Genomic DNA, 17565 nt, shown 5'->3' on the forward strand with positions numbered 1-17565 from the left:
TTGATTTAAATCGCCCTGCTACCCATAATGACCTCATCCAGGCGGTCACCGCACCGATACCCACCACCGGAGCCCCCATGAACGCCAGTACCGACAAGATCCTCTATCTGCTGAAAACCCGCGGCCCCCAGAGCGCCGCCGAACTCGGCGACCAGTTGCAGATGACGTCCATGGGGGCGCGCCAGCACCTGATGGCCCTGGAGTCCGAGGGCTGGGTGGGGTTTAGCGACGAGGCCCGCGGCCGCGGTCGCCCGGTGCGCCTGTGGCACCTCACCGACCAGGCCTGGCAACGCTTCCCCGACACCCATGGCGATCTGACCCTGCAGCTGATCGACGACATCCGGCAGGTGTTTGGCGACGCGGGCATGGAGCAGCTCATCACGCGGCGGGAGCAGCAGATGCAGGCACGCTATGAATCCAGGCTGACCCAGCCGGCGCTGGCAGACAGGCTGATGACGCTCAAGGCGCTGCGCACCCAGGAGGGGTATATGGCGGACATGTCGCAGGAGGAGGACGGCAGCTGGCTGTGGTGGGAGAGTCACTGCCCCATCTGCAGTGCGGCCAGGGCCTGTCGGGGCTTTTGCCGCAGCGAGCTGGCGCTGTTTCGCCGGTTGCTGGCGCCGGCCGAGGTGGAGCGGGAGCAGTATCTGCTGGAGGGGGACAGCCGCTGTCTCTATCGCATCCGGCCGCCCCGCCCCTGAGCGGGTGGAACGCAAAAACAACAAAGCAGGCGCCGGGATGCCTGCTTTGTTGCCTTCGGGGAGGGGGTGCTCTCGTTCCAGCCCGTTGTTTCCCGATAAGGTCGAACGGCTGATGGGGCTCTTGACCCGGTAAGGTCCTTCACCACAGGTGCCTGGTCGGGCGCCTGTCTTGCCACCGGAAGATGTAACCATGGTACTCCCCGCGATGCGGTGAGTGGTTGTGAAGTAGCAGGTATTTTCAGTTGTTTTTGCAATAGTTCACCCTTAATCTAGGAAAAGTGGATTAGTAATTGCGAAGAGGTACGGAGAATGCTGAAACTTGATCGTATAGACAGGCATATTCTGGAGCTGATGCAGGAAAATGGCCGCATCAGCAACCTGGAGCTGGCCGAGCTGGTCGGGCTCTCCCCCTCCCCCTGCTCGCGCCGGGTCAAGGCGCTGGAGGATGCCGGTCTCATCGATACCCATGTCACCCTGCTCAATGCCCGCCAGCTGGGGCTGACCCTCACCGCCTACATTCACATCTCCATGGACAGGCACACTCCGGAGCGGTTCGAGAACTTCGATCGCGCCGTCAAGGATCTGCCCGAGGTGCTGGAGTGCGACCTCATCACCGGCAACGATGCGGATTACCAGCTCAAGGTGGTGGTGCGGGACATGGAGCACTACCAGCACTTCCTGCTGGACAAGCTGACCCACATCTCCGGCGTGACCGGGGTGCGTTCGAGCTTCGTGCTGCGCCGCATCAAGCACAAGACCGCCCTGCCCCTCAACCACCTGGGCTGACAACCCACCCCGCATCCGGGGAGCACCAAAAGCAAGAGGAGGCCCGGGCCTCCTCTTCTTGTCTCTGCTATCAAGGGCATTCGCGGTCAACACCACCCCGCGGGCGCCATCGCGCCGCCAGGTGGCGAACGCCTCGTCATGCCTCGACCTGGCTGACGTCCTGCACCTGCAGCAACCAGCCGCTCTGCTCCTGCAGGGGTTCGCCGCGCAGCCGCAGCCGCTCACCGGTCGACACCCACTGCCCTTTGGGCAGAGAGATTTCCAGGCTCTCGCTGCCGTTGTCGAACACCCAGCGATCGGCGCCCAACGACTCCATCAAGTACCCTTCCATCTCCACTCTGGACTCGGCCTGCCAGGAGGGGGAGGCGGTATCACGGCTCTCGATGAAATCCCCCTGCACACCAAAGCTGGCCAGCCCCCACAGAATGGAGAGCCCGACGATGGATGATTGCATCTCTCTCTCCTGTTGGTTTGCTACCTTGAGGGCCAGTATGGGAAGAGAAAAATGAGTGCACCATGAACAAGGTGCCAAAGTGCTGGCAAGATCGCGAAAAAAACCGGCCCCATGGCCGGTCATGTCATTTTATGTCGTACAGGTCACACTACTTGGCCGCTTCTTCTGCCATCCGTGCAGCCCTTGGTTTATTTGTCCACATGGCCACCCCGCGGTGATCCGCACAGATCCCCTCGTCGGTGACCGCCCGCACCCGGACCCCGTCCTTGCAGATGGCCTGCCAGGCATCGGCATCGTCGATCTGCAACTCGGAACGGGGATAGGAGGTATCGGCACAGGCGCACAGCAGGATGGCAAACAGAGGAAGCAGGGATTGCATGGGTTTCATCGGGTCACTCCTGACGGGAAAAGGGATCAGCGCCCCAGCTGCGCCGCCACGCGATCGCAAAGCTGCTTGAGCTGGGCCAACTCAGCATCGGCCAGATCCACCTGGTTGCGCAAGCTGTCCGCCAGACAGCACTCCCTGACCTCCTGCTGTAACTGGCGTCCCGCCTCGGTCAGGCTGATGCACTTTTGCCGCTCATCCTCGTGGGAGACGGTGCGGGTCAGCCACCCCTTGCTCTCCAGCCGCTTGACGATGGGGGTCAGGGTGCCCGCATCCAGTCCGGTCTCCTGCCCTATCTCCTTGAGGCTGACCTCGTCCCGGGCCCAGAGCGAGAGCATCACCAGGTACTGGGTATAGGTGAGATCCAGCTTGTCCAGCAGCGGCCGATAGGCACGCATCACCGCATTGGAGGCGCTGTAGAGGGCAAAACAGACCTGCTTTTTCAATTCGCTCATGGAGGACCTCGCTGACGACAAGGGGGGCAGTATACCCCATCAACTTCGGGGCTGAATAGTTTGCACACAAAACAGTTGCCAGCCCCCGCGTTCAGGACTACCCTGATTTTAGTTTGCACACAAACAAAAATACCAGGCCGCCGCCCGACGCGCGGCCCCACTGCCGGAGAATGCCCATGAATGCCATCAGCCATCAAATCCAACTGCTGCGTCGCCCCACCGGTCTCCCCACCCTGGAGGACTTCGCCCTCCGGGACGTGCCCCTGCCCGCCCTGCAGGAGGGAGAGGTGCAGGTCGCCAACCAGTGGCTGTCGGTGGACCCCTACATGCGCGGCCGCATGAGCGAGGCAAAAAGCTACGTTCCTCCCTTCCCCCTCAACGGTCCCCTCGACGGCGGCGCCATCGGCACGGTACAGGCATCGCGCCACCCCGACTTCAAGGTGGGGGACAAGGTGAGCAGCATGCTGGGCTGGCGGGATGCCTTCGTGGCAAACGCCGCCCAGCTCACCCGCCTGCCCGACACCACCCTGCCGCCCCAGCGCTTCCTCGGCGCCCTCGGCATGCCGGGCATGACCGCCTGGGCGGGCCTGCACAAGGTGGCACACCTGAAGGCCGGTGAAACCCTGCTGGTCTCGGCAGCCTCCGGGGCGGTCGGCACCATGGCGGTCCAGCTCGCCAAGCAGGCGGGGGCCAGGGTCATCGGCTCCACCGGCTCGGCCGACAAGGTCGCCTACCTCAAGACCCTGGGAGCCGATGCGGTGATCAATTACCGGGAGACCCCGGATCTCGACGCCGAGCTGGCCCGCCTCGCCCCCGAAGGCATCCACGTCTACTTCGAGAACGTGGGGGGCGCCATGCTGGATGCCGCCCTCAACCACCTGGTGGTGCACGGGCGCATCGTGCTGTGCGGCCTCATCGAGCAGTACAATAGCAACGGCCAGGCCAGCGGCCCGCGCAACCTCTCCCAGGTGATCCGCAAGCGCATCCTGATGCAGGGGCTGCTGGTCTCCGATCACTGGCAACACTACGGGGCGTTCCTGGCCGAGGCCATGCCGGCCTTCGAAGCGGGCACCCTCCAGGCCGAGGAGACCGTCAGCGAGGGGCTGGCCAGCATGCCGCAAGCCTTTATCGGACTGTTCCAGGGCCGCAATACCGGCAAAATGCTGGTCAGACTGCCCTGAACCGGGGGCATTTCCCATCTATTTAACAGATAGAATGTCGCCAGACCCATCCATTTAAGCGATGGAAAATCGGCATCCGATCGCCCTTGAACAGGCGGCTTGCGCAACGGGCCCATCCCCCCTAAGGTGGGCCCGTTTTCCCTGGCGCACCCCGCCGTCTCAGCAAGGAGCCTCACCTATGTCTACGTCTACCCCTTATCCCCGCGTCGGTGTCGGCGTCATTCTCACCAATGGCCAGGGCCAGGTACTGCTTGGCAAGCGCAAGGGCAGCCATGCCCCCTACTGGTCCATCGCAGGCGGTCATCTGGAATTGGGGGAGACCTTCGAGTCGGCAGCCATCCGGGAGGTGGCGGAGGAGACCGGCTTCGTCATCCGCCAGCCTCGCGTCATCGCCGTCACCAACAACCTGGAGACCTGGCGCGAGAGCGGCCTGCACTACATCTCGGTCACCCTGCTGGCAGAGGTGGACGGGGAGCCGCAACTGCTGGAGCCGGAAAAATGCGAGGGCTGGATCTGGTGCGACCCGCACACTCTGCCCGAGCCTCACTTCGATGCCAGTCGCCAGTCCATCGCCTGCTGGCTGGCGGGACAATGCTACCTGCCCCAGGCACAACCGGCCCCCTGACCCTCACCGGCAGGCTGCCGCGCGTCACCCCGGCACCTCTCGTCAGCTGGCGGAGGCGACCAGCCACCCCGCCAGCCCCTGTTGATGGCAGGCAGCGCGGGAGGGCGTACCGTCACCAAACTGTCACTTTTTTGTCATATTATCCGGGCCAGGATGATGACGAGGAGGGGAAGATGGGACAGGTATTCATGCAGTTCTTGTGGCTGGGATGCATCAGTTTTGGCGGGCCGGCCGCCCATATCGGCTATTTTCAGCGCACCTTTGTCCAGCGGCTGGGCTGGCTGAACCAGGGGGAGTTCGCCCAGTTGCTGGCCCTGTGCCAACTGCTGCCGGGTCCGGCCTCCAGCCAGCTCGGCTTTGCCATCGGCCGCCACCGCGCCGGCATCGGCGGCGCCCTGGCCGCCTTCGTCGGCTTTACCCTCCCCTCCTTCCTGCTGTTGCTGGCGGCCGCCGTCGGTCTGGGTCAGCTTGCGGGCAACCTCTGGCTGGACGCCGCCCTGCACGGCCTCAAGCTGCTGGCGCTCGTCGTGGTGGCGGATGCCGTGCTCACCATGAGCCGCCAGTTCTGCAAGACGGCGCTGCAACAGGGGGTCATGGTGGCCACCGCCGCCGCCCTCTGGTGCGCCCCCGGTCTTCTGACCCAGGTCGCCATGCTGCTCGGCGCGGCCCTGCTCTGTGCCTTGCGCGAGCCACCCCCGGGGAGTCAGGGCCTCGCGTCCACTCCTGCTCGCCAGCCTCACTGGCCGACCCTGCTGCTGTTCGCCCTGCTGTTCGTCGGCCTGCCCCTGGTGGCGAGCGGCCCCGTCAGCCAGTTGCTGGCCGAGTTTTACCGGGCAGGCAGCCTGGTGTTTGGCGGTGGTCACGTGGTGCTGCCCCTGTTGCAGGAGAGCCTGGGTCACCACCTGAGCGAGCAGCAGTTCCTGACCGGCTACGGCCTGGCCCAGCTGGTACCCGGCCCCATGTTCACCCTGGCCACCTACCTGGGCGCCGTGCTGCTGCCCGCCACTCCCCTCATCGGGGCGCTGCTGGCGACCCTGGCGCTCTTCCTGCCGGGTTTCTTGCTGCTCTGGGCGCTGGGCCCCTGCTGGCAGCACTGGCTGGCCCGCCCCCGTCTGGCGGGGGCCGTGGCCGGCATCAACGCCGCCGTGGTGGGGCTGCTGCTGGCGGCCCTCTATCAGCCGGTGTGGCAGAGCGCCGTGCTCTCCCCCACCGATCTGGCGCTGGCCGCCGTCGGCTTCTACCTGCTGCGGGTGCCACGGCTCCCCGTTCTGCCCCTCGCCGCCCTGCTGACGGGGGCAGCCCTGCTGCTGGCCTGACGAACCCGCGACAAGTCAGGCAGCGCCCGCCGGGCTGGCGGTCATGGCTCTTATCCCCGAGGGGAGGCAAAGAGAGCAAGATCCGTCAGGACAGCTCGGGCCCGTTGGCCGATAGTGGGCAGCACAGAGGAGAGACCATGGATCACAACCAGACAGAGGCCTACCGCCGACGCTTTCAAACGGTGACAGAGCACATCGAGCGCCATCTCGACGACGACCTGTCGCTGGAGCGGCTCAGCGCCGTGGCGCACTTTTCGCCCTTTCACTTTCATCGGCAATTTGCCGCTTTCTGCGGCGTGCCGCTGGGGCGTTACATCCAGCTGCTGCGGCTGAAGCGGGCCTCTTACCGGTTGGCATTCGCACCTCTGGACAAGGTGACTGATATCGCCCTCGATGCCGGCTTCCAGCATGGCGAATCTTTCAGTCGCGCCTTCAAGCAGACGTTCGGCCTGACGCCCAGCCAGTTCAGGCAGCACCCGGACTGGGCCAGCTGGCATCGCTGCCTGCCACGGCCCCCCACAAAGAGGATTGACCCCATGCGAGTCGACATCATCCAGTTCCCGCAGACCGCCGTCGCCGCCCTGACCCATCAGGGCCTGTCCGAGCGCATCAACGACACCGCGGCGCGCTTCATCCAGTGGCGCAAGGCCACGGGCGGCTCCCCGGTCGCCACCAGCCGGACCTATGGCCTGGCGCCGGACGACCCCGCCACGACGGAGGGTGCGGCGTTTCGCTTTACCCTCTGTGGCAGCGTCGAGGCCCCCGTCGCCGAGGACAATGAGTGGGGTGTGAAGAATGCCCTCATCCCGGCCGGGCGCTGCGCCGTGGTACGCCACCACGGCTCCCACGACCTCCTGGCCGACTGTGCCCGGGCGCTCTACCGCGACTGGCTGCCCGCCAGCGGCGAAGAGCTGCGGGATTTTCCGCTCTTCTTCCACTACCACAACTTTGTACACGAGGTGCCCACCCATGAGCTGGTCACCGACATCTACCTGCCGCTGGCATAGCCCGGCACCTGACAGGGGGAGATAAAAAAGCGGCGCCTCCGAAGGGAGGCGCCGCTGGTCGTGTCGGGGATCAGGCGTCGGGCTCGAAATCCAGGCTCAGGCTGTTGACGCAGTAGCGCTGGCCGGTCTCGGTCGGCCCGTCGGGGAAGACGTGGCCGAGGTGGGAGCCGCACTGACTGCAGGTGATCTCCACCCGCTTCATGCCGTGGCTGTTGTCCTCGGTGTAGGTCACCGTCCCCTCGATGGCCCGGTCGAACGAGGGCCAGCCGCAGCCCGCGTCGAACTTGGCTCCTGAGTGGAACAGCACCTGCTTGCAGCAGACGCAGTGGTAATCGCCGCTCTTGCGGTTGTGCAGCAGGGCACCGCTGTAGGGACGCTCCGTCCCTTTCTCCCAGCAGACGTGGAACTGCTCTGCACTCAGCTTGTCGCGCCACTGTTCAGGGTTGTTACTGCTCATTCCGGCTCCTCACCACTGATAACGGTGCCCAGCATACCCAGTCAGGGCGCCTGGCTCTACCCCGCCAGCGGGAACTGTGATCCCGTTGGCAACACGGCGACAACATCCGCTGCCACCACCCCTTCGCTCGCCAGCACCGCCGCCGGCAGGGCGACCCGCTCCAGCAGCTTGAGGGAGTGGGCACGCCCCACCGCCACCTGCCGCTTGATGTCGTCCGGCAGGAAGGGCAGGCCGTCGTTGGTGGCGGTGTCGATGGTCTGGATCCACTCCATGCCCTCCCCCGGCGGCGGCAGGCGGAACTGGATGTCATAGTCGCTGGCGTTGAACAGCACGTACCAGCGCTCCCCGGAGCAGCCAATCATGCCGATGTCCATGGCAAACGCCTGCCCCATGGGGGCGTGCCAGTCCTGATCGGTGAGCTGATGGCCGTCCGGGTGATACCAGTTCACCTGGTGACAGCTGGTCGCCTTGCCGTTCCAGCCGTCGTCGCTCAGTTGCAGGTTGGAGAAGACCCCTGACTCCGCCCGCAGCGCCATCATCTGGCGGGTGAAGGCGAGCAGCCGCTCGTCCTCCGGGCGCAGTTGCCAGTTCACCCAGCTTATCTGGTTGTCCTGACAGTAGGCGTTGTTGTTGCCAAGCTGGCTGCGGCCCATCTCGTCCCCGGCCAGGAAGTGGGGCGTCCCTTGTGACAGCAGCAGGGTGGCGATGAGGTTGCGCTTCTGCTGCTGGCGCAGGTTGTTGATGCGCGGGTCCAGGGTCGGCCCCTCCACCCCGTGGTTGCTGGAGAGGTTGTTGCCGTGGCCGTCCCGGTTGTCCTCGCCGTTGGCCTGGTTGTGGCGCTGGTTGTAGGAGACCAGGTCCTCGAGGGTGAAGCCGTCGTGATAGCAGAGGTAGTTGACGCTGGTGTGGGGGGAGCGCCAGTTCTTCGGGAAGAGATCCCGCGAACCCACCAGACGGGTGGCAAAATCCCCCATCTTGCCCGCATCCCCGCGCCAGAAGGCGCGCACCGTGTCGCGGTAACGATCGTTGATCTCCAGCCACTGGCTCGGAAACTGGCCGAGACGATAGCCGAAGGGGCCTATGTCCCAGGGTTCGGCGATGAGCCTGACCCGCGCCAGCACGGGATCCGCCATCATGGCCTTGAAGAAGGCGCTCATGGGATCGAACTCCCCCGCTTCCCGCGCCAGGGTCACCGCCAGATCGAAGCGGAAACCATCCACCTGCATCTCGGTGACCCAGTAGCGCAGGGCATCGAGCACCAGTCGCAAGGTATTGGGGTGATCCAGATTGACGCTGTTGCCGCAGCCGGTGACGTTGGCGTGGCGATGGTAATCCGGACCGTGGGCCCCCGACTCGAAGGCGTAGTAGCCCGCGTTGTCAAACCCCTTGAGGGAGAGCATGGGGCCGTCGAAGCCCGACTCGGCGGTGTGGTTGTAGACCACATCCAGGATCACCTCGAGCCCCGCCCGGTGCAGCTCGCGCACCATGGTCTTGAACTCGGTCACCGCATCCTTCGCCCCGTAGCGCGGTTCGGGCGCGAAGAAGGCGATGGGGTTGTAGCCCCAGTAGTTGGTGAGCCCCAGCTGCTCGAGCCTGGGCTCGGACATGAAGGCCGCCACCGGCATCAGCTGCACCGAGGTGACCCCCAGCGACTGCAGGTGCTCGATCATCAGCGGGTGGCTGATGCCCAGATAGGTGCCCTGCAGCTCCTTGGGGATCCCGGGGTGCTGGCGGGTGAAACCCTTGACGTGGGTCTCGTAGAGCACGACCCGCTCGGGCGGGATGCCGGGCTTGCCGACCCCCTGCCAGTCGAAGGCATCGTCCACCACCACGGACTTGGCCACCATGGCCGCGCTGTCCCCCTGATAGAGGGCGTCGTCCCAGTAGGTAGGACGGCTCAGTGCCCTGGCATAGGGGTCGATCAGCAGCTTGTCCGGGTCGAACAACAGGCCGTCCTGGGGACTGCCATGGACCCGATAACCGTAGCGCTGACCGACCTTGACGCCGAGCACATGGCCGAACCAGTACTGGCCTCGCCGGCCGGGCAGGGCCAGCCGGGCCTGCTCCTGCTCCTGTTCGTCGAACAGGCAGAGCTCCACCTTGTCCGATTGCGGTGCCCAGACGCAGAAGTGGCAGCCCGTCTCGTCGAGCCGGGCGCCCAGCGGGTGATCCACCCCGTTTTCCATTGCGAACATCAAGACTCCTGTTTGATGAACAAGGTCGCGAGCGGCGGCAGATCCAGCACTATGCTGTGCGCCATGCCCTGCCAGGGCGTCGGCTCGGCGACGAAGACCAGACCCACATCATAGTTGCTGCCCCAGTAATGCTCGCTGTCGGTGTTGAGCACCACCCGATAGTGGCCGGCCGCCGGCACCCCGAGGCGATAGCCGACCCGAGGCACCGGGGTGAAGTTGCAGGCCACCATCAGGGGATGCGCCCCCAGCTTGTCCGCCCGTAGCCAGGCGAAGATGCTGTTGTCGGCGTCGTTGTGATCCAGCCAGCGGAAGCCGGTCTGTTCATAATCGGCCTGATACAAGGCAGCCTCGTGACGATAGAGGTGGTTGAGATCCCGGATCAGCCGCTGCTGGCCGCCGTGCTTGGGATACTGCAACAGGTGCCAGGGCAGCTGGGCGTCGTGGTTCCACTCGTTGCTCTGGGCGATCTCGGTACCCATGAAGTTCAGCTTCTTGCCGGGGTGGGCATACATGAAGCCCATGTAGGCGCGCAGGTTCGCGGCCTGCTGCCACTCGTCGCCGGGCATCTTGTAGAGCAGGGAGTGCTTGCCGTGGACCACCTCGTCGTGGGAGAGGGACAGAATGAAGTTCTCGTCATAGTGGTACACCATGGAGAAGGTCATGTCGTTGTGGTGGTAACGGCGGTGGATGGGCTCCTTCTGCATGTAGCTGAGGGTGTCGTGCATCCAGCCCATATTCCACTTGAAGCCAAAACCCAGGCCGCCGAGGAAGGTGGGACGGGAAACCCCGGCGAAGGCGGTGGACTCCTCGGCGATGGTCATGGCATGGGGGTACTTGCCGTACACCTCCTCGTTGGTCCACTTCAAGAGGCTGATCGCCTCGTAGTTGTGGTTGCCGCCATCGACGTTCGGCACCCACTCGCCGGCGTTGCGGGAGTAGTCCAGATAGAGCATGGAGGCGACCGCATCCACCCGCAGGCCGTCGACGTGGAACTTGTCGAGCCAGAACAGGGCGCTCGCCACCAGGAACTGGCGCACGGTATCGCGACCGAAGTCATAGATGTAGGAGTTCCAGTCCGGGTGCCAGCCACGGCGCGGATCCTCGTACTCGTAGAGCGGGGTGCCGTCGAAGCGGGCCAGGCCGTGGGCGTCGGACGGGAAGTGGGCGGGCACCCAGTCGAGGATGACGCCGATCCCGGCCTGGTGGCACTGGTCCACGAAGTATTTGAAGTCGTCGGCGCTGCCGTAGCGGCTGGTGGGGGAAAACATGCCCACGGGCTGGTAGCCCCAGGAGCCGCTGAACGGGTGCTCGGAGACCGGCAGCAGCTCGATGTGGGTGTACTCCATCTCCTTGATGTAGTTCACCAGCTCCACCGCCAGCTCGCGCCAGTTCAGGCTGTCGCCGTTGGGGTGGCGCTTCCAGGAGCCCACGTGCAACTCGTAGATGGAGAGCGGCTGCTCCCGCTTGTCGTTGCGTTGGCTCTCGCGCCAGGCGGCATCCTGCCACTGGTACTGATCGTGGTCATAGACCACGGAGGCGAACGAGGGGTACTGCTCGCAGTAGAAACCCACCGGGTCGCTCTTGTGGGGCAGCCGGTTGCCCATGGGGTCTTTGAGCTCGAACTTGTAGCGATCCCCGGCCTTGAGCCCCGGCACGAACAGCACCCAGTGACCGCACTGGCTGCGCTGCATGGGGTGGCGACGGCCATCCCAGAAGTTGAAGTCGCCGATGAGGCTCACCGCGGTGGCGCTCGGCGCATAGACGGCGAAGCGCACCCCCTCCACCTGCTGGCCGAGGTGCTCCACTGTGCGCAGTTGTGCACCTAGGGTGTGGTAGAGGTTTTCCGGTTGCCAGGTCAGCTCCGCCAACCCTTCCCAGGCGGCGGCCTGGAACTGGTAGGGGTCTATGATGTCGGCACTGGCGTCGACGTAGCTGGCGATGAGCTGGTAGGGAAAGGGATTCTTGCGGCGGGTGAAAACAGTTTCAAAGAGGCCCGCTTCGTCAGCGGCGGTCAGGGTGGCAACTATCTTGCCTGACTTGAGGTCTCTGACCCGGACCTCGAGCGCATCGGGCAACCAGGCGGTGAGTTTCAGGCCTGGCCCATCCGGATTGGCCAGCAGGCCTAGATGGGAGAAGGGATCGGCACAGCGGGCGGCAACCAAACGTTCAACGGGCATCGACATTTCCTTTGATGGCTGAACATCCGCTTCGGCCTGGGCCGAAGCGGATGAAAGTGAGTCACATGTTGGCGATTAAGGCTCAACGGCTGGCCTCGTCACGGGCCCGGCTCATCTTGCCCGCCAGATTCTTGAGCGCCTCGTCGGCGAAAATATCCTCCAGATCCCGGGAGAGCTTGCGACGCCAGTTGGGGTATTCGTAACTGGTGCCCGGCACGTTGACCGGCTTGTCCATCTCCAGCCAGTCTTCCAGCTGGGTGCTGAACAGGGCACAGCTGCCGCGGGACATGTGCAGTTGCAGACCGTGGTTGAGCTCGGTGTTCATGCCGACCCAGTTCACGTCGTGGCTGATATTGCCAGAGATGACCCCATGGGCATGCAGGCTGTCAAGGATCCGCTGCTTGGCCTGGTGGCGATCAGCATACAGGGTCTTGAGCACCTCTTCATCCGGATACAGGCCCAGTTCGCGTCCCAACGCCAGATCGTCGCAATGCCAGAAGCCCTTGAGGGTCGGCATGTCGTGAGTGGTCAGGGCCGACATCGCCTGCTCGGCGTAGTGGGCCGGGGAGATGAAGCCGCCATCGTCCTTGGAGCGCTCAAAGAAGAACACCTTGTAGGAGTGGACGCCGTTCTCCTTCAGGGTCACGTCGATCCCCTCCGGCACTGTGCCGAGATCCTCGCCGATCAGCAGGCACTGGTTGCGGTGGGATTCGAGGGCCAGGATCCCCAGCAGATCGTTGACCGGGTAGTAGATGTAGGCACCCTTGGCGGCGGACTCTCCGGGCGGCACCCACCACAGGCGCAGCAAGGCCATCACGTGGTCGATACGCAGGGCACCGCAGGAGCGCATGTTGGCGCGGAACAGATCCACCATGGGCTGGTAGGCCGCCTCGAACAGCTGGTTCGGGTTCATGGGGGGCAGGCCCCAGTTCTGGCCGAGGGGGCCGAGGATGTCGGGCGGCGCACCGACCGAGGCTTTCGGGCAGTAGAGATCCCGGTTCGCCCAGATCTCGGTGGAGCCTTCGGAGACACCCACCGCCAGATCCCGGTAGATCCCCATCACCATGCCGGCGGCCTTGGCGCGGGCATCGGCCTGGGCCAGCTGCTCGTCGGCCAGGAACTGCAGGTAGAGGTAGAAGGCCACGTCCTGGTTGTGCTCGGCCATCCAGGCGGCAACGGCCGGGTTGTGGTAGTCACGGAACTGCTCAGGCCAGACCGGCCAGCCCCAGGCGTTGTCGCCCTTGGCATAGAAGTGGGCCTGCAGGGCATCGAACGCCGCCTGCTGTTGCAGGCTGTCGCCACCGGCGGCCACGAAGGCATCGAACGCAGCCTGACGCTCGGCACTGAAGCTGGCCTGGTCGAACACCTGGCGCAGCATCCCGATCTTGGTCTGGATGACGCCGGTGTAATCCACATTGTCCTTGACCCGTAGGGAGGTGAGGTGCTGCTGGAAGGCCGGGCTCGCCACTTCCGCTTTCAGGCGATCGTTGCCCAGGAATTCGGGCACCGCTTCCACGTCGATATAGGCGACGTTGAGCCAGCGACGGGAAGAGGGGCTGTAAGGGCTGGCACTCTCCGGGTTCGCCGGATAGAGGGCGTGGATGGGGTTGAGACCGACGAAGTGGGCTCCCCAGGCGGCGGCATTCTCAACCAGCTGGCCGAGATCGCTGAAATCGCCGATGCCCCAGTTGTGGCGGCTGCGCAGGCAGTAGAGCTGGACGCTCGGGCCCCACACCTTGCGACCATTGGCGATGGGCGCCTGCTTGTAGCAGGATTTGGGGGCGACGATGAGACGCATGGTGGCCAGCGGCTCGTCATTGCCCTCTTCAAGCAGGATGAGCTGGTGATAACCCAGCGCAGGCTGCACATCCAGGGTGACGCGATAGGCCTGGCACTCCATCTCCTCGAACTCGGCCACCCCGACCAGCTCACCCTCGATGGGGGTGAGTTGACCGGACAGCACTGCACCCTGCTCCTGCTGGAGCTGCCAGGTGAGGGCATCGTTGACGAATTCGATGGGGAGGCGAACCTCAAGAGTAACGGCGTCGCCGCTGCGTACCACCATCACGGGATCCAGCGCGCGCAGCCAGTGCTGGCGGTGCTCCTGCTCAAGCTGTTCGGACAGGGCGGCCTCGTCGTCGACGCGGTAGCCCATGGCGCCCAGCATGGCGGCCTTGCTCTTTTCCGATACCAGGGCCGGCTGGCCCCAGGCATCAACATACTCACTGGCAATGCCTTTGGCGGCAGCCAGCTGTTCAATCAGGGTGGTCATAGTTTGAGAATTCCCGCTGTGGATTCTGTCTACGCTATTTTGTGATTAATTTTTATGGTTGGTACTTGAACAGTGGCTCTTTGGCCATGCTGAACCGCGCACATTTTTACATATCTCCCCGGCTGGATGTGTGACCGGGCAGGCACTATTGTTGTTCTCTGCCACCGACTTTGCTGATGATGCATTCAACAAAAGTTGGTAGCCAGTTACATAAACCGAAAATAAATTTCACAGTTTTTCATGATATAGCGCAATTTCGCGCAGATTGTTGGTTGACTCGCGAGGGAGTTCTAGTAAATTTACAAACGGAATTTTCTTTGACTACTGAACAGTTAGGTAACCAATTATGACTATCAAAGTAGGTATTAACGGTTTTGGCCGTATCGGTCGTTTCGTTTTCCGTCTGGCCGCTGAGCGTGCTGACATCGAAGTGGTTGGTATCAACGACCTGATCGACGTTGACTACATGGCTTACATGCTGAAGTACGACTCCACTCACGGTCGCTTCAAGGGCACTGTTGAAGTCAAAGACGGCAACCTGATCGTCAACGGCAAAACCGTACGTGTTACCGCTGAACGTGACCCGGCCAACCTGAAATGGGGCGAAATCGGTGTTGACGTTGTTGCCGAAGCAACCGGTCTGTTCCTGACCGACGAAACCGCTCGCAAGCACATCGCTGCCGGTGCCAAGAAAGTCGTACTGACCGGTCCGTCCAAAGACGCTACCCCGATGTTCGTCATGGGCGTCAACCAGGATTCCTACGCTGGCCAGGACATCGTTTCCAACGCTTCCTGCACCACCAACTGCCTGGCCCCCATCGCCAAGGTTCTGAACGATACCTTCGGTATCGAATCCGGCCTGATGACCACCGTTCACGCTACCACTGCTACCCAGAAGACCGTTGATGGTCCGTCTGCCAAAGACTGGCGCGGTGGCCGCGGTGCGGCTCAGAACATCATCCCGTCCTCTACCGGTGCTGCCAAGGCTGTTGGCGTGGTCATCCCGGAACTGAACGGCAAGCTGACCGGCATGGCCTTCCGCGTGCCGACTCCGGACGTGTCCGTTGTTGACCTGACCGTCAACCTGAAGAAAGAAGCGTCCTACGCTGAAATCTGCCAGGCCATGAAGGCTGCCTCCGAAGGCGCCATGAAGGGCGTGCTGGGCTACACCGAAGACGAAGTGGTTTCCACCGACTTCCTGGGTGAGCGTCAGACTTCCGTGTTCGATGCCAAGGCTGGTATCCAGCTGAACAAGACCTTCGTGAAAGTCGTCTCCTGGTACGACAACGAAATGGGCTACTCCAGCAAGGTTCTGGACCTGATCGCTCACATCTCCAAGTAATTTGGGATGCGCAATCGCGTAGCTTGAAAAAAGGCGGCCAATGGCCGCCTTTTTGTATTCTGAATCACGGACCCTTTCTGAATGTCCCCGAGCACTGGAGCCTTTATGACACCGACACGTACGCTGACTGCCCACTGCACCCTGAGCCAGGATGGCCTGCCCCTGCTGACCATAGACAATGAGCACGCCAGGGCCGAGATAAGCCTGTTTGGCGCCCATGTGCTGCGTTACCAACGCCATGGTGAACCGGCCTCTCTCTGGCTCAGCGACAAGGCGATACTGGATGGCAGCAAGCCCATTCGCGGCGGCATTCCCCTCTGCTGGCCCTGGTTCGGCCCCTCCCCCGCTCGCGTTGGCAGCGGCAAGCCGGCTCATGGCTTCGCACGCAACTGCCTGTGGACGCTGGATGGGGTCTCCGATCACGGGGATGGCACACTCGTCCACCTCTCCCTGCGTGACAACGATGCCAGCAGGACGCTCTGGCCCCATGCCTTCGAGCTGGAGCTGGACGTACTGGTCGGCAAGGAGCTTTCCCTGGTGCTGACCACCCGCAACACCGGCAAGTCAGCGCTCACCTACAATGCCGCCCTGCACACCTACCTGCAGATCAGTGCGCCGGAAGCGGTAACCGTGACCGGCCTCGGCGAACCCTATCTGGACAAGCTGACCGGCCGCAACGAACTGCAACAGGGAGCGCTGACCGTCACCGCAGCCATGGATCGCATCTACCGCCAGCCCGATGCCATGGTCAGCGTGCAGGATGGTGAGCGCACCACCCGGGTGGTCAGCGGCAACCACGACAGCGTGGTGGTCTGGACCCCCTGGCAGGAAGGGGCCAGCGCCATGGCCGATATGAGTGACGACGGTTATCGCACCATGCTCTGTGTCGAGGCGGCCATCACCGCCGAGGACGGGATCACCGTCCCGCCCGACGAGGAGCACAGCTTCTCCACCGTCATCATCTGACGATACAGATGACGGATAAATAAAGAGGGCTCCCGCGGGAGCCCTCTTTGCATCTTGCCATCAGCGTCAGTCAGGCGTTGCCCTGGGTCTTGAGCTTGAGCTCGGCGGCGAAATCCAGCATGCGGTCGAGCGGGACAAGCGCTTTGAGACGCAGTGCCTCATCCACATGGATCTCGTGACGCTCGGCGCCGTCGGTCAGGGCCTCCTTGATGGCCACCAGGCCGTTCATCGCCATCCAGGGGCAGTGGGCGCAGCTGCGGCAGGTGGCACCATCGCCGCCGGTGGGCGCCTCCACCATCTCTTTCTCCGGGCAGGCCTGCTGCATCTTGTAGAAGATGCCGCGATCGGTCGCCACGATCAGTTTCTGCTGGGGCAGCTCTTTGGCGGCCTTGATGAGCTGGCTGGTAGAACCCACCGCATCCGCCAGTTCGATGACGGAGGCCGGGGACTCCGGGTGCACCAGCACGGCGGCATCCGGGTTCTGGGCCTTGAGCTCGCGCAGCGCCTTGGCCTTGAACTCGTCGTGCACGATGCAGTGACCCTGCCAGCGCAGCATCTCGGCCCCTGTCTTCTTCTCGATGTAGGCGCCGAGGTGTCTGTCCGGGCCCCAGATGATCTTGTGACCCTGACTGTCCAGATGTTCGACGATCTCCAGCGCAATGCTGGAGGTGACCACCCAGTCGGCCCGCGCTTTCACCGCTGCCGAGGTATTGGCATAGACCACCACGATGTGATCGGGGTGGGCATCGCAGAAGGCGGAGAACTGGTCGATCGGACAACCCAGATCAAGCGAGCACTCGGCCTCCAGCGTCGGCATCAGCACCCGCTTGTGGGGGCTCAGGATCTTGGAGGTCTCTCCCATAAAGCGCACACCGGCCACGATCAGGGTCTGGGCCGCATGGTCGCGACCGAAGCGGGCCATCTCCAGGGAGTCACCCACGAAGCCACCGGTGGCTTCTGCCAGGGCCTGGATCTCGGGATCCGTGTAGTAATGGGCAACCAGCACGGCCTGGCGCGCCTCGAGCAGCACCTTGATCTCGGCGATCAGGGTCGCCTTCTGCTCGGGAGTCAGGGGCTGTGGTTTGGCCGGGAAGGGGTAGTCCATCTCGACTACCGGCGGAATACTGCTCAGTGCATTGCTCATTGCGACTGTTCCATCAACGCTCGGGAAGGCCAAAATTATAACCAGAAGCCGTGCACAAACCCATCAACAAATCCAGTACAGTACAACTGTCAGGATCCGCTC

Annotated in this window: 16 protein-coding genes; 8 read left to right on the forward strand and 8 right to left on the reverse strand. The window is 63.6% G+C overall.

Going from position 1 to position 17565, the window contains the following annotated elements; genetic code table 11:
- Positions 1-77 precede the first annotated feature (77 nt).
- Together PG883_RS09400 and PG883_RS09405 are read left to right on the forward strand one after the other, a co-directional pair.
- On the forward strand, positions 78-701 hold the full coding sequence (locus tag PG883_RS09400; protein WP_041214535.1) for a helix-turn-helix transcriptional regulator: 624 nt from the start codon (positions 78-80) through the stop codon (positions 699-701).
- Positions 702-1010: 309 nt separating this feature from the next.
- Positions 1011-1487 (forward strand): Lrp/AsnC family transcriptional regulator, encoded by a 477-nt coding sequence (locus PG883_RS09405; RefSeq protein ID WP_010672894.1) that lies wholly within the window; start codon positions 1011-1013, stop codon positions 1485-1487.
- A 136-nt stretch (positions 1488-1623) separates the two neighbouring features.
- Here the strand turns inward: PG883_RS09405 and PG883_RS09410 are convergent, their stop codons facing one another.
- The 3 genes from PG883_RS09410 to PG883_RS09420 form a co-directional block, all read right to left on the reverse strand.
- Entirely contained in the window at positions 1624-1941 is a 318-nt protein-coding gene (locus tag PG883_RS09410; protein WP_041211026.1) for a hypothetical protein, read from the reverse strand.
- Between the two features lie 148 nt (positions 1942-2089).
- Positions 2090-2320 (reverse strand): hypothetical protein, encoded by a 231-nt coding sequence (locus tag PG883_RS09415; RefSeq protein ID WP_029313696.1) that lies wholly within the window; start codon positions 2318-2320, stop codon positions 2090-2092.
- A 35-nt stretch (positions 2321-2355) separates the two neighbouring features.
- Complete coding sequence (locus tag PG883_RS09420; protein WP_029313694.1) at positions 2356-2781, reverse strand: MarR family winged helix-turn-helix transcriptional regulator; 426 nt, start codon at positions 2779-2781, stop codon at positions 2356-2358.
- Between the two features lie 176 nt (positions 2782-2957).
- On the opposite strand from PG883_RS09420, the gene PG883_RS09425 reads away from it, so the two are divergent.
- The 4 genes from PG883_RS09425 (at position 2958) to PG883_RS09440 (ending at position 6910) form a co-directional block, all read left to right on the forward strand.
- A complete protein-coding gene (locus tag PG883_RS09425; RefSeq protein WP_049635933.1) occupies positions 2958-3962 on the forward strand; it encodes an NADP-dependent oxidoreductase in 1005 nt (334 codons plus the stop codon).
- Positions 3963-4140: 178 nt separating this feature from the next.
- Positions 4141-4587 (forward strand): nucleotide triphosphate diphosphatase NUDT15, encoded by a 447-nt coding sequence (locus tag PG883_RS09430; protein WP_182955136.1) that lies wholly within the window; start codon positions 4141-4143, stop codon positions 4585-4587.
- Positions 4588-4760: 173 nt separating this feature from the next.
- The gene (gene chrA, locus PG883_RS09435) at positions 4761-5903 is read left to right on the forward strand and encodes a chromate efflux transporter (protein WP_270807144.1); all 1143 of its coding nucleotides are present in this window, start codon (positions 4761-4763) and stop codon (positions 5901-5903) included.
- A gap of 137 nt (positions 5904-6040) precedes the next feature.
- The gene (locus PG883_RS09440) at positions 6041-6910 is read left to right on the forward strand and encodes an AraC family transcriptional regulator (protein ID WP_270807145.1); all 870 of its coding nucleotides are present in this window, start codon (positions 6041-6043) and stop codon (positions 6908-6910) included.
- Positions 6911-6980: 70 nt separating this feature from the next.
- Here PG883_RS09440 and msrB read toward each other — a convergent pair whose 3' ends face one another.
- From msrB to malQ, 4 genes are all read right to left on the reverse strand, one after another.
- Entirely contained in the window at positions 6981-7367 is a 387-nt protein-coding gene (msrB, locus tag PG883_RS09445; RefSeq protein WP_010672886.1) for a peptide-methionine (R)-S-oxide reductase MsrB, read from the reverse strand.
- Positions 7368-7423: 56 nt separating this feature from the next.
- On the reverse strand, positions 7424-9562 hold the full coding sequence (gene glgX, locus PG883_RS09450; protein WP_270807146.1) for a glycogen debranching protein GlgX: 2139 nt from the start codon (positions 9560-9562) through the stop codon (positions 7424-7426).
- A complete protein-coding gene (gene glgB / locus PG883_RS09455; RefSeq protein WP_270807147.1) occupies positions 9562-11739 on the reverse strand; it encodes a 1,4-alpha-glucan branching protein GlgB in 2178 nt (725 codons plus the stop codon). The genes glgX and glgB overlap by 1 nt, the downstream gene beginning before the upstream one ends.
- 82 nt (positions 11740-11821) lie before the next feature.
- Positions 11822-14011: a 4-alpha-glucanotransferase gene (gene malQ, locus PG883_RS09460; protein WP_270807148.1), complete on the reverse strand. Its 2190-nt coding sequence runs from the start codon at positions 14009-14011 to the stop codon at positions 11822-11824.
- Between the two features lie 346 nt (positions 14012-14357).
- On the opposite strand from malQ, the gene gap reads away from it, so the two are divergent.
- Both gap and PG883_RS09470 read left to right on the forward strand, forming a co-directional pair.
- A complete protein-coding gene (gene gap / locus PG883_RS09465; RefSeq protein WP_010672882.1) occupies positions 14358-15353 on the forward strand; it encodes a type I glyceraldehyde-3-phosphate dehydrogenase in 996 nt (331 codons plus the stop codon).
- A gap of 105 nt (positions 15354-15458) precedes the next feature.
- Positions 15459-16319 (forward strand): D-hexose-6-phosphate mutarotase, encoded by an 861-nt coding sequence (locus PG883_RS09470; protein ID WP_042864408.1) that lies wholly within the window; start codon positions 15459-15461, stop codon positions 16317-16319.
- 70 nt (positions 16320-16389) lie between these two features.
- Here the strand turns inward: PG883_RS09470 and nadA are convergent, their stop codons facing one another.
- The gene (gene nadA / locus PG883_RS09475) at positions 16390-17463 is read right to left on the reverse strand and encodes a quinolinate synthase NadA (RefSeq protein WP_052816503.1); all 1074 of its coding nucleotides are present in this window, start codon (positions 17461-17463) and stop codon (positions 16390-16392) included.
- Positions 17464-17565 lie beyond the last annotated feature (102 nt).

This window comes from Aeromonas sp. QDB25, assembly GCF_027707725.1.
Taxonomy (GTDB): Bacteria; Pseudomonadota; Gammaproteobacteria; order Enterobacterales; family Aeromonadaceae; genus Aeromonas; species Aeromonas caviae.

Coding starts and splice junctions, on each gene's coding strand:
- PG883_RS09400 (WP_041214535.1), top strand. CDS start 78: ATGAACGCCAGTACCGACAAGATCCTCTATCTGCTGAAAACCCGCGGC.
- PG883_RS09410 (WP_041211026.1), bottom strand. CDS start 1,941: ATGCAATCATCCATCGTCGGGCTCTCCATTCTGTGGGGGCTGGCCAGC.
- PG883_RS09430 (WP_182955136.1), top strand. CDS start 4,141: ATGTCTACGTCTACCCCTTATCCCCGCGTCGGTGTCGGCGTCATTCTC.
- msrB (WP_010672886.1), bottom strand. CDS start 7,367: ATGAGCAGTAACAACCCTGAACAGTGGCGCGACAAGCTGAGTGCAGAG.
- PG883_RS09405 (WP_010672894.1), top strand. CDS start 1,011: ATGCTGAAACTTGATCGTATAGACAGGCATATTCTGGAGCTGATGCAG.
- chrA (WP_270807144.1), top strand. CDS start 4,761: ATGGGACAGGTATTCATGCAGTTCTTGTGGCTGGGATGCATCAGTTTT.
- PG883_RS09420 (WP_029313694.1), bottom strand. CDS start 2,781: ATGAGCGAATTGAAAAAGCAGGTCTGTTTTGCCCTCTACAGCGCCTCC.
- PG883_RS09415 (WP_029313696.1), bottom strand. CDS start 2,320: ATGCAATCCCTGCTTCCTCTGTTTGCCATCCTGCTGTGCGCCTGTGCC.
- glgB (WP_270807147.1), bottom strand. CDS start 11,739: ATGCCCGTTGAACGTTTGGTTGCCGCCCGCTGTGCCGATCCCTTCTCC.
- malQ (WP_270807148.1), bottom strand. CDS start 14,011: ATGACCACCCTGATTGAACAGCTGGCTGCCGCCAAAGGCATTGCCAGT.
- gap (WP_010672882.1), top strand. CDS start 14,358: ATGACTATCAAAGTAGGTATTAACGGTTTTGGCCGTATCGGTCGTTTC.
- PG883_RS09425 (WP_049635933.1), top strand. CDS start 2,958: ATGAATGCCATCAGCCATCAAATCCAACTGCTGCGTCGCCCCACCGGT.
- nadA (WP_052816503.1), bottom strand. CDS start 17,463: ATGAGCAATGCACTGAGCAGTATTCCGCCGGTAGTCGAGATGGACTAC.
- PG883_RS09470 (WP_042864408.1), top strand. CDS start 15,459: ATGACACCGACACGTACGCTGACTGCCCACTGCACCCTGAGCCAGGAT.
- glgX (WP_270807146.1), bottom strand. CDS start 9,562: ATGTTCGCAATGGAAAACGGGGTGGATCACCCGCTGGGCGCCCGGCTC.
- PG883_RS09440 (WP_270807145.1), top strand. CDS start 6,041: ATGGATCACAACCAGACAGAGGCCTACCGCCGACGCTTTCAAACGGTG.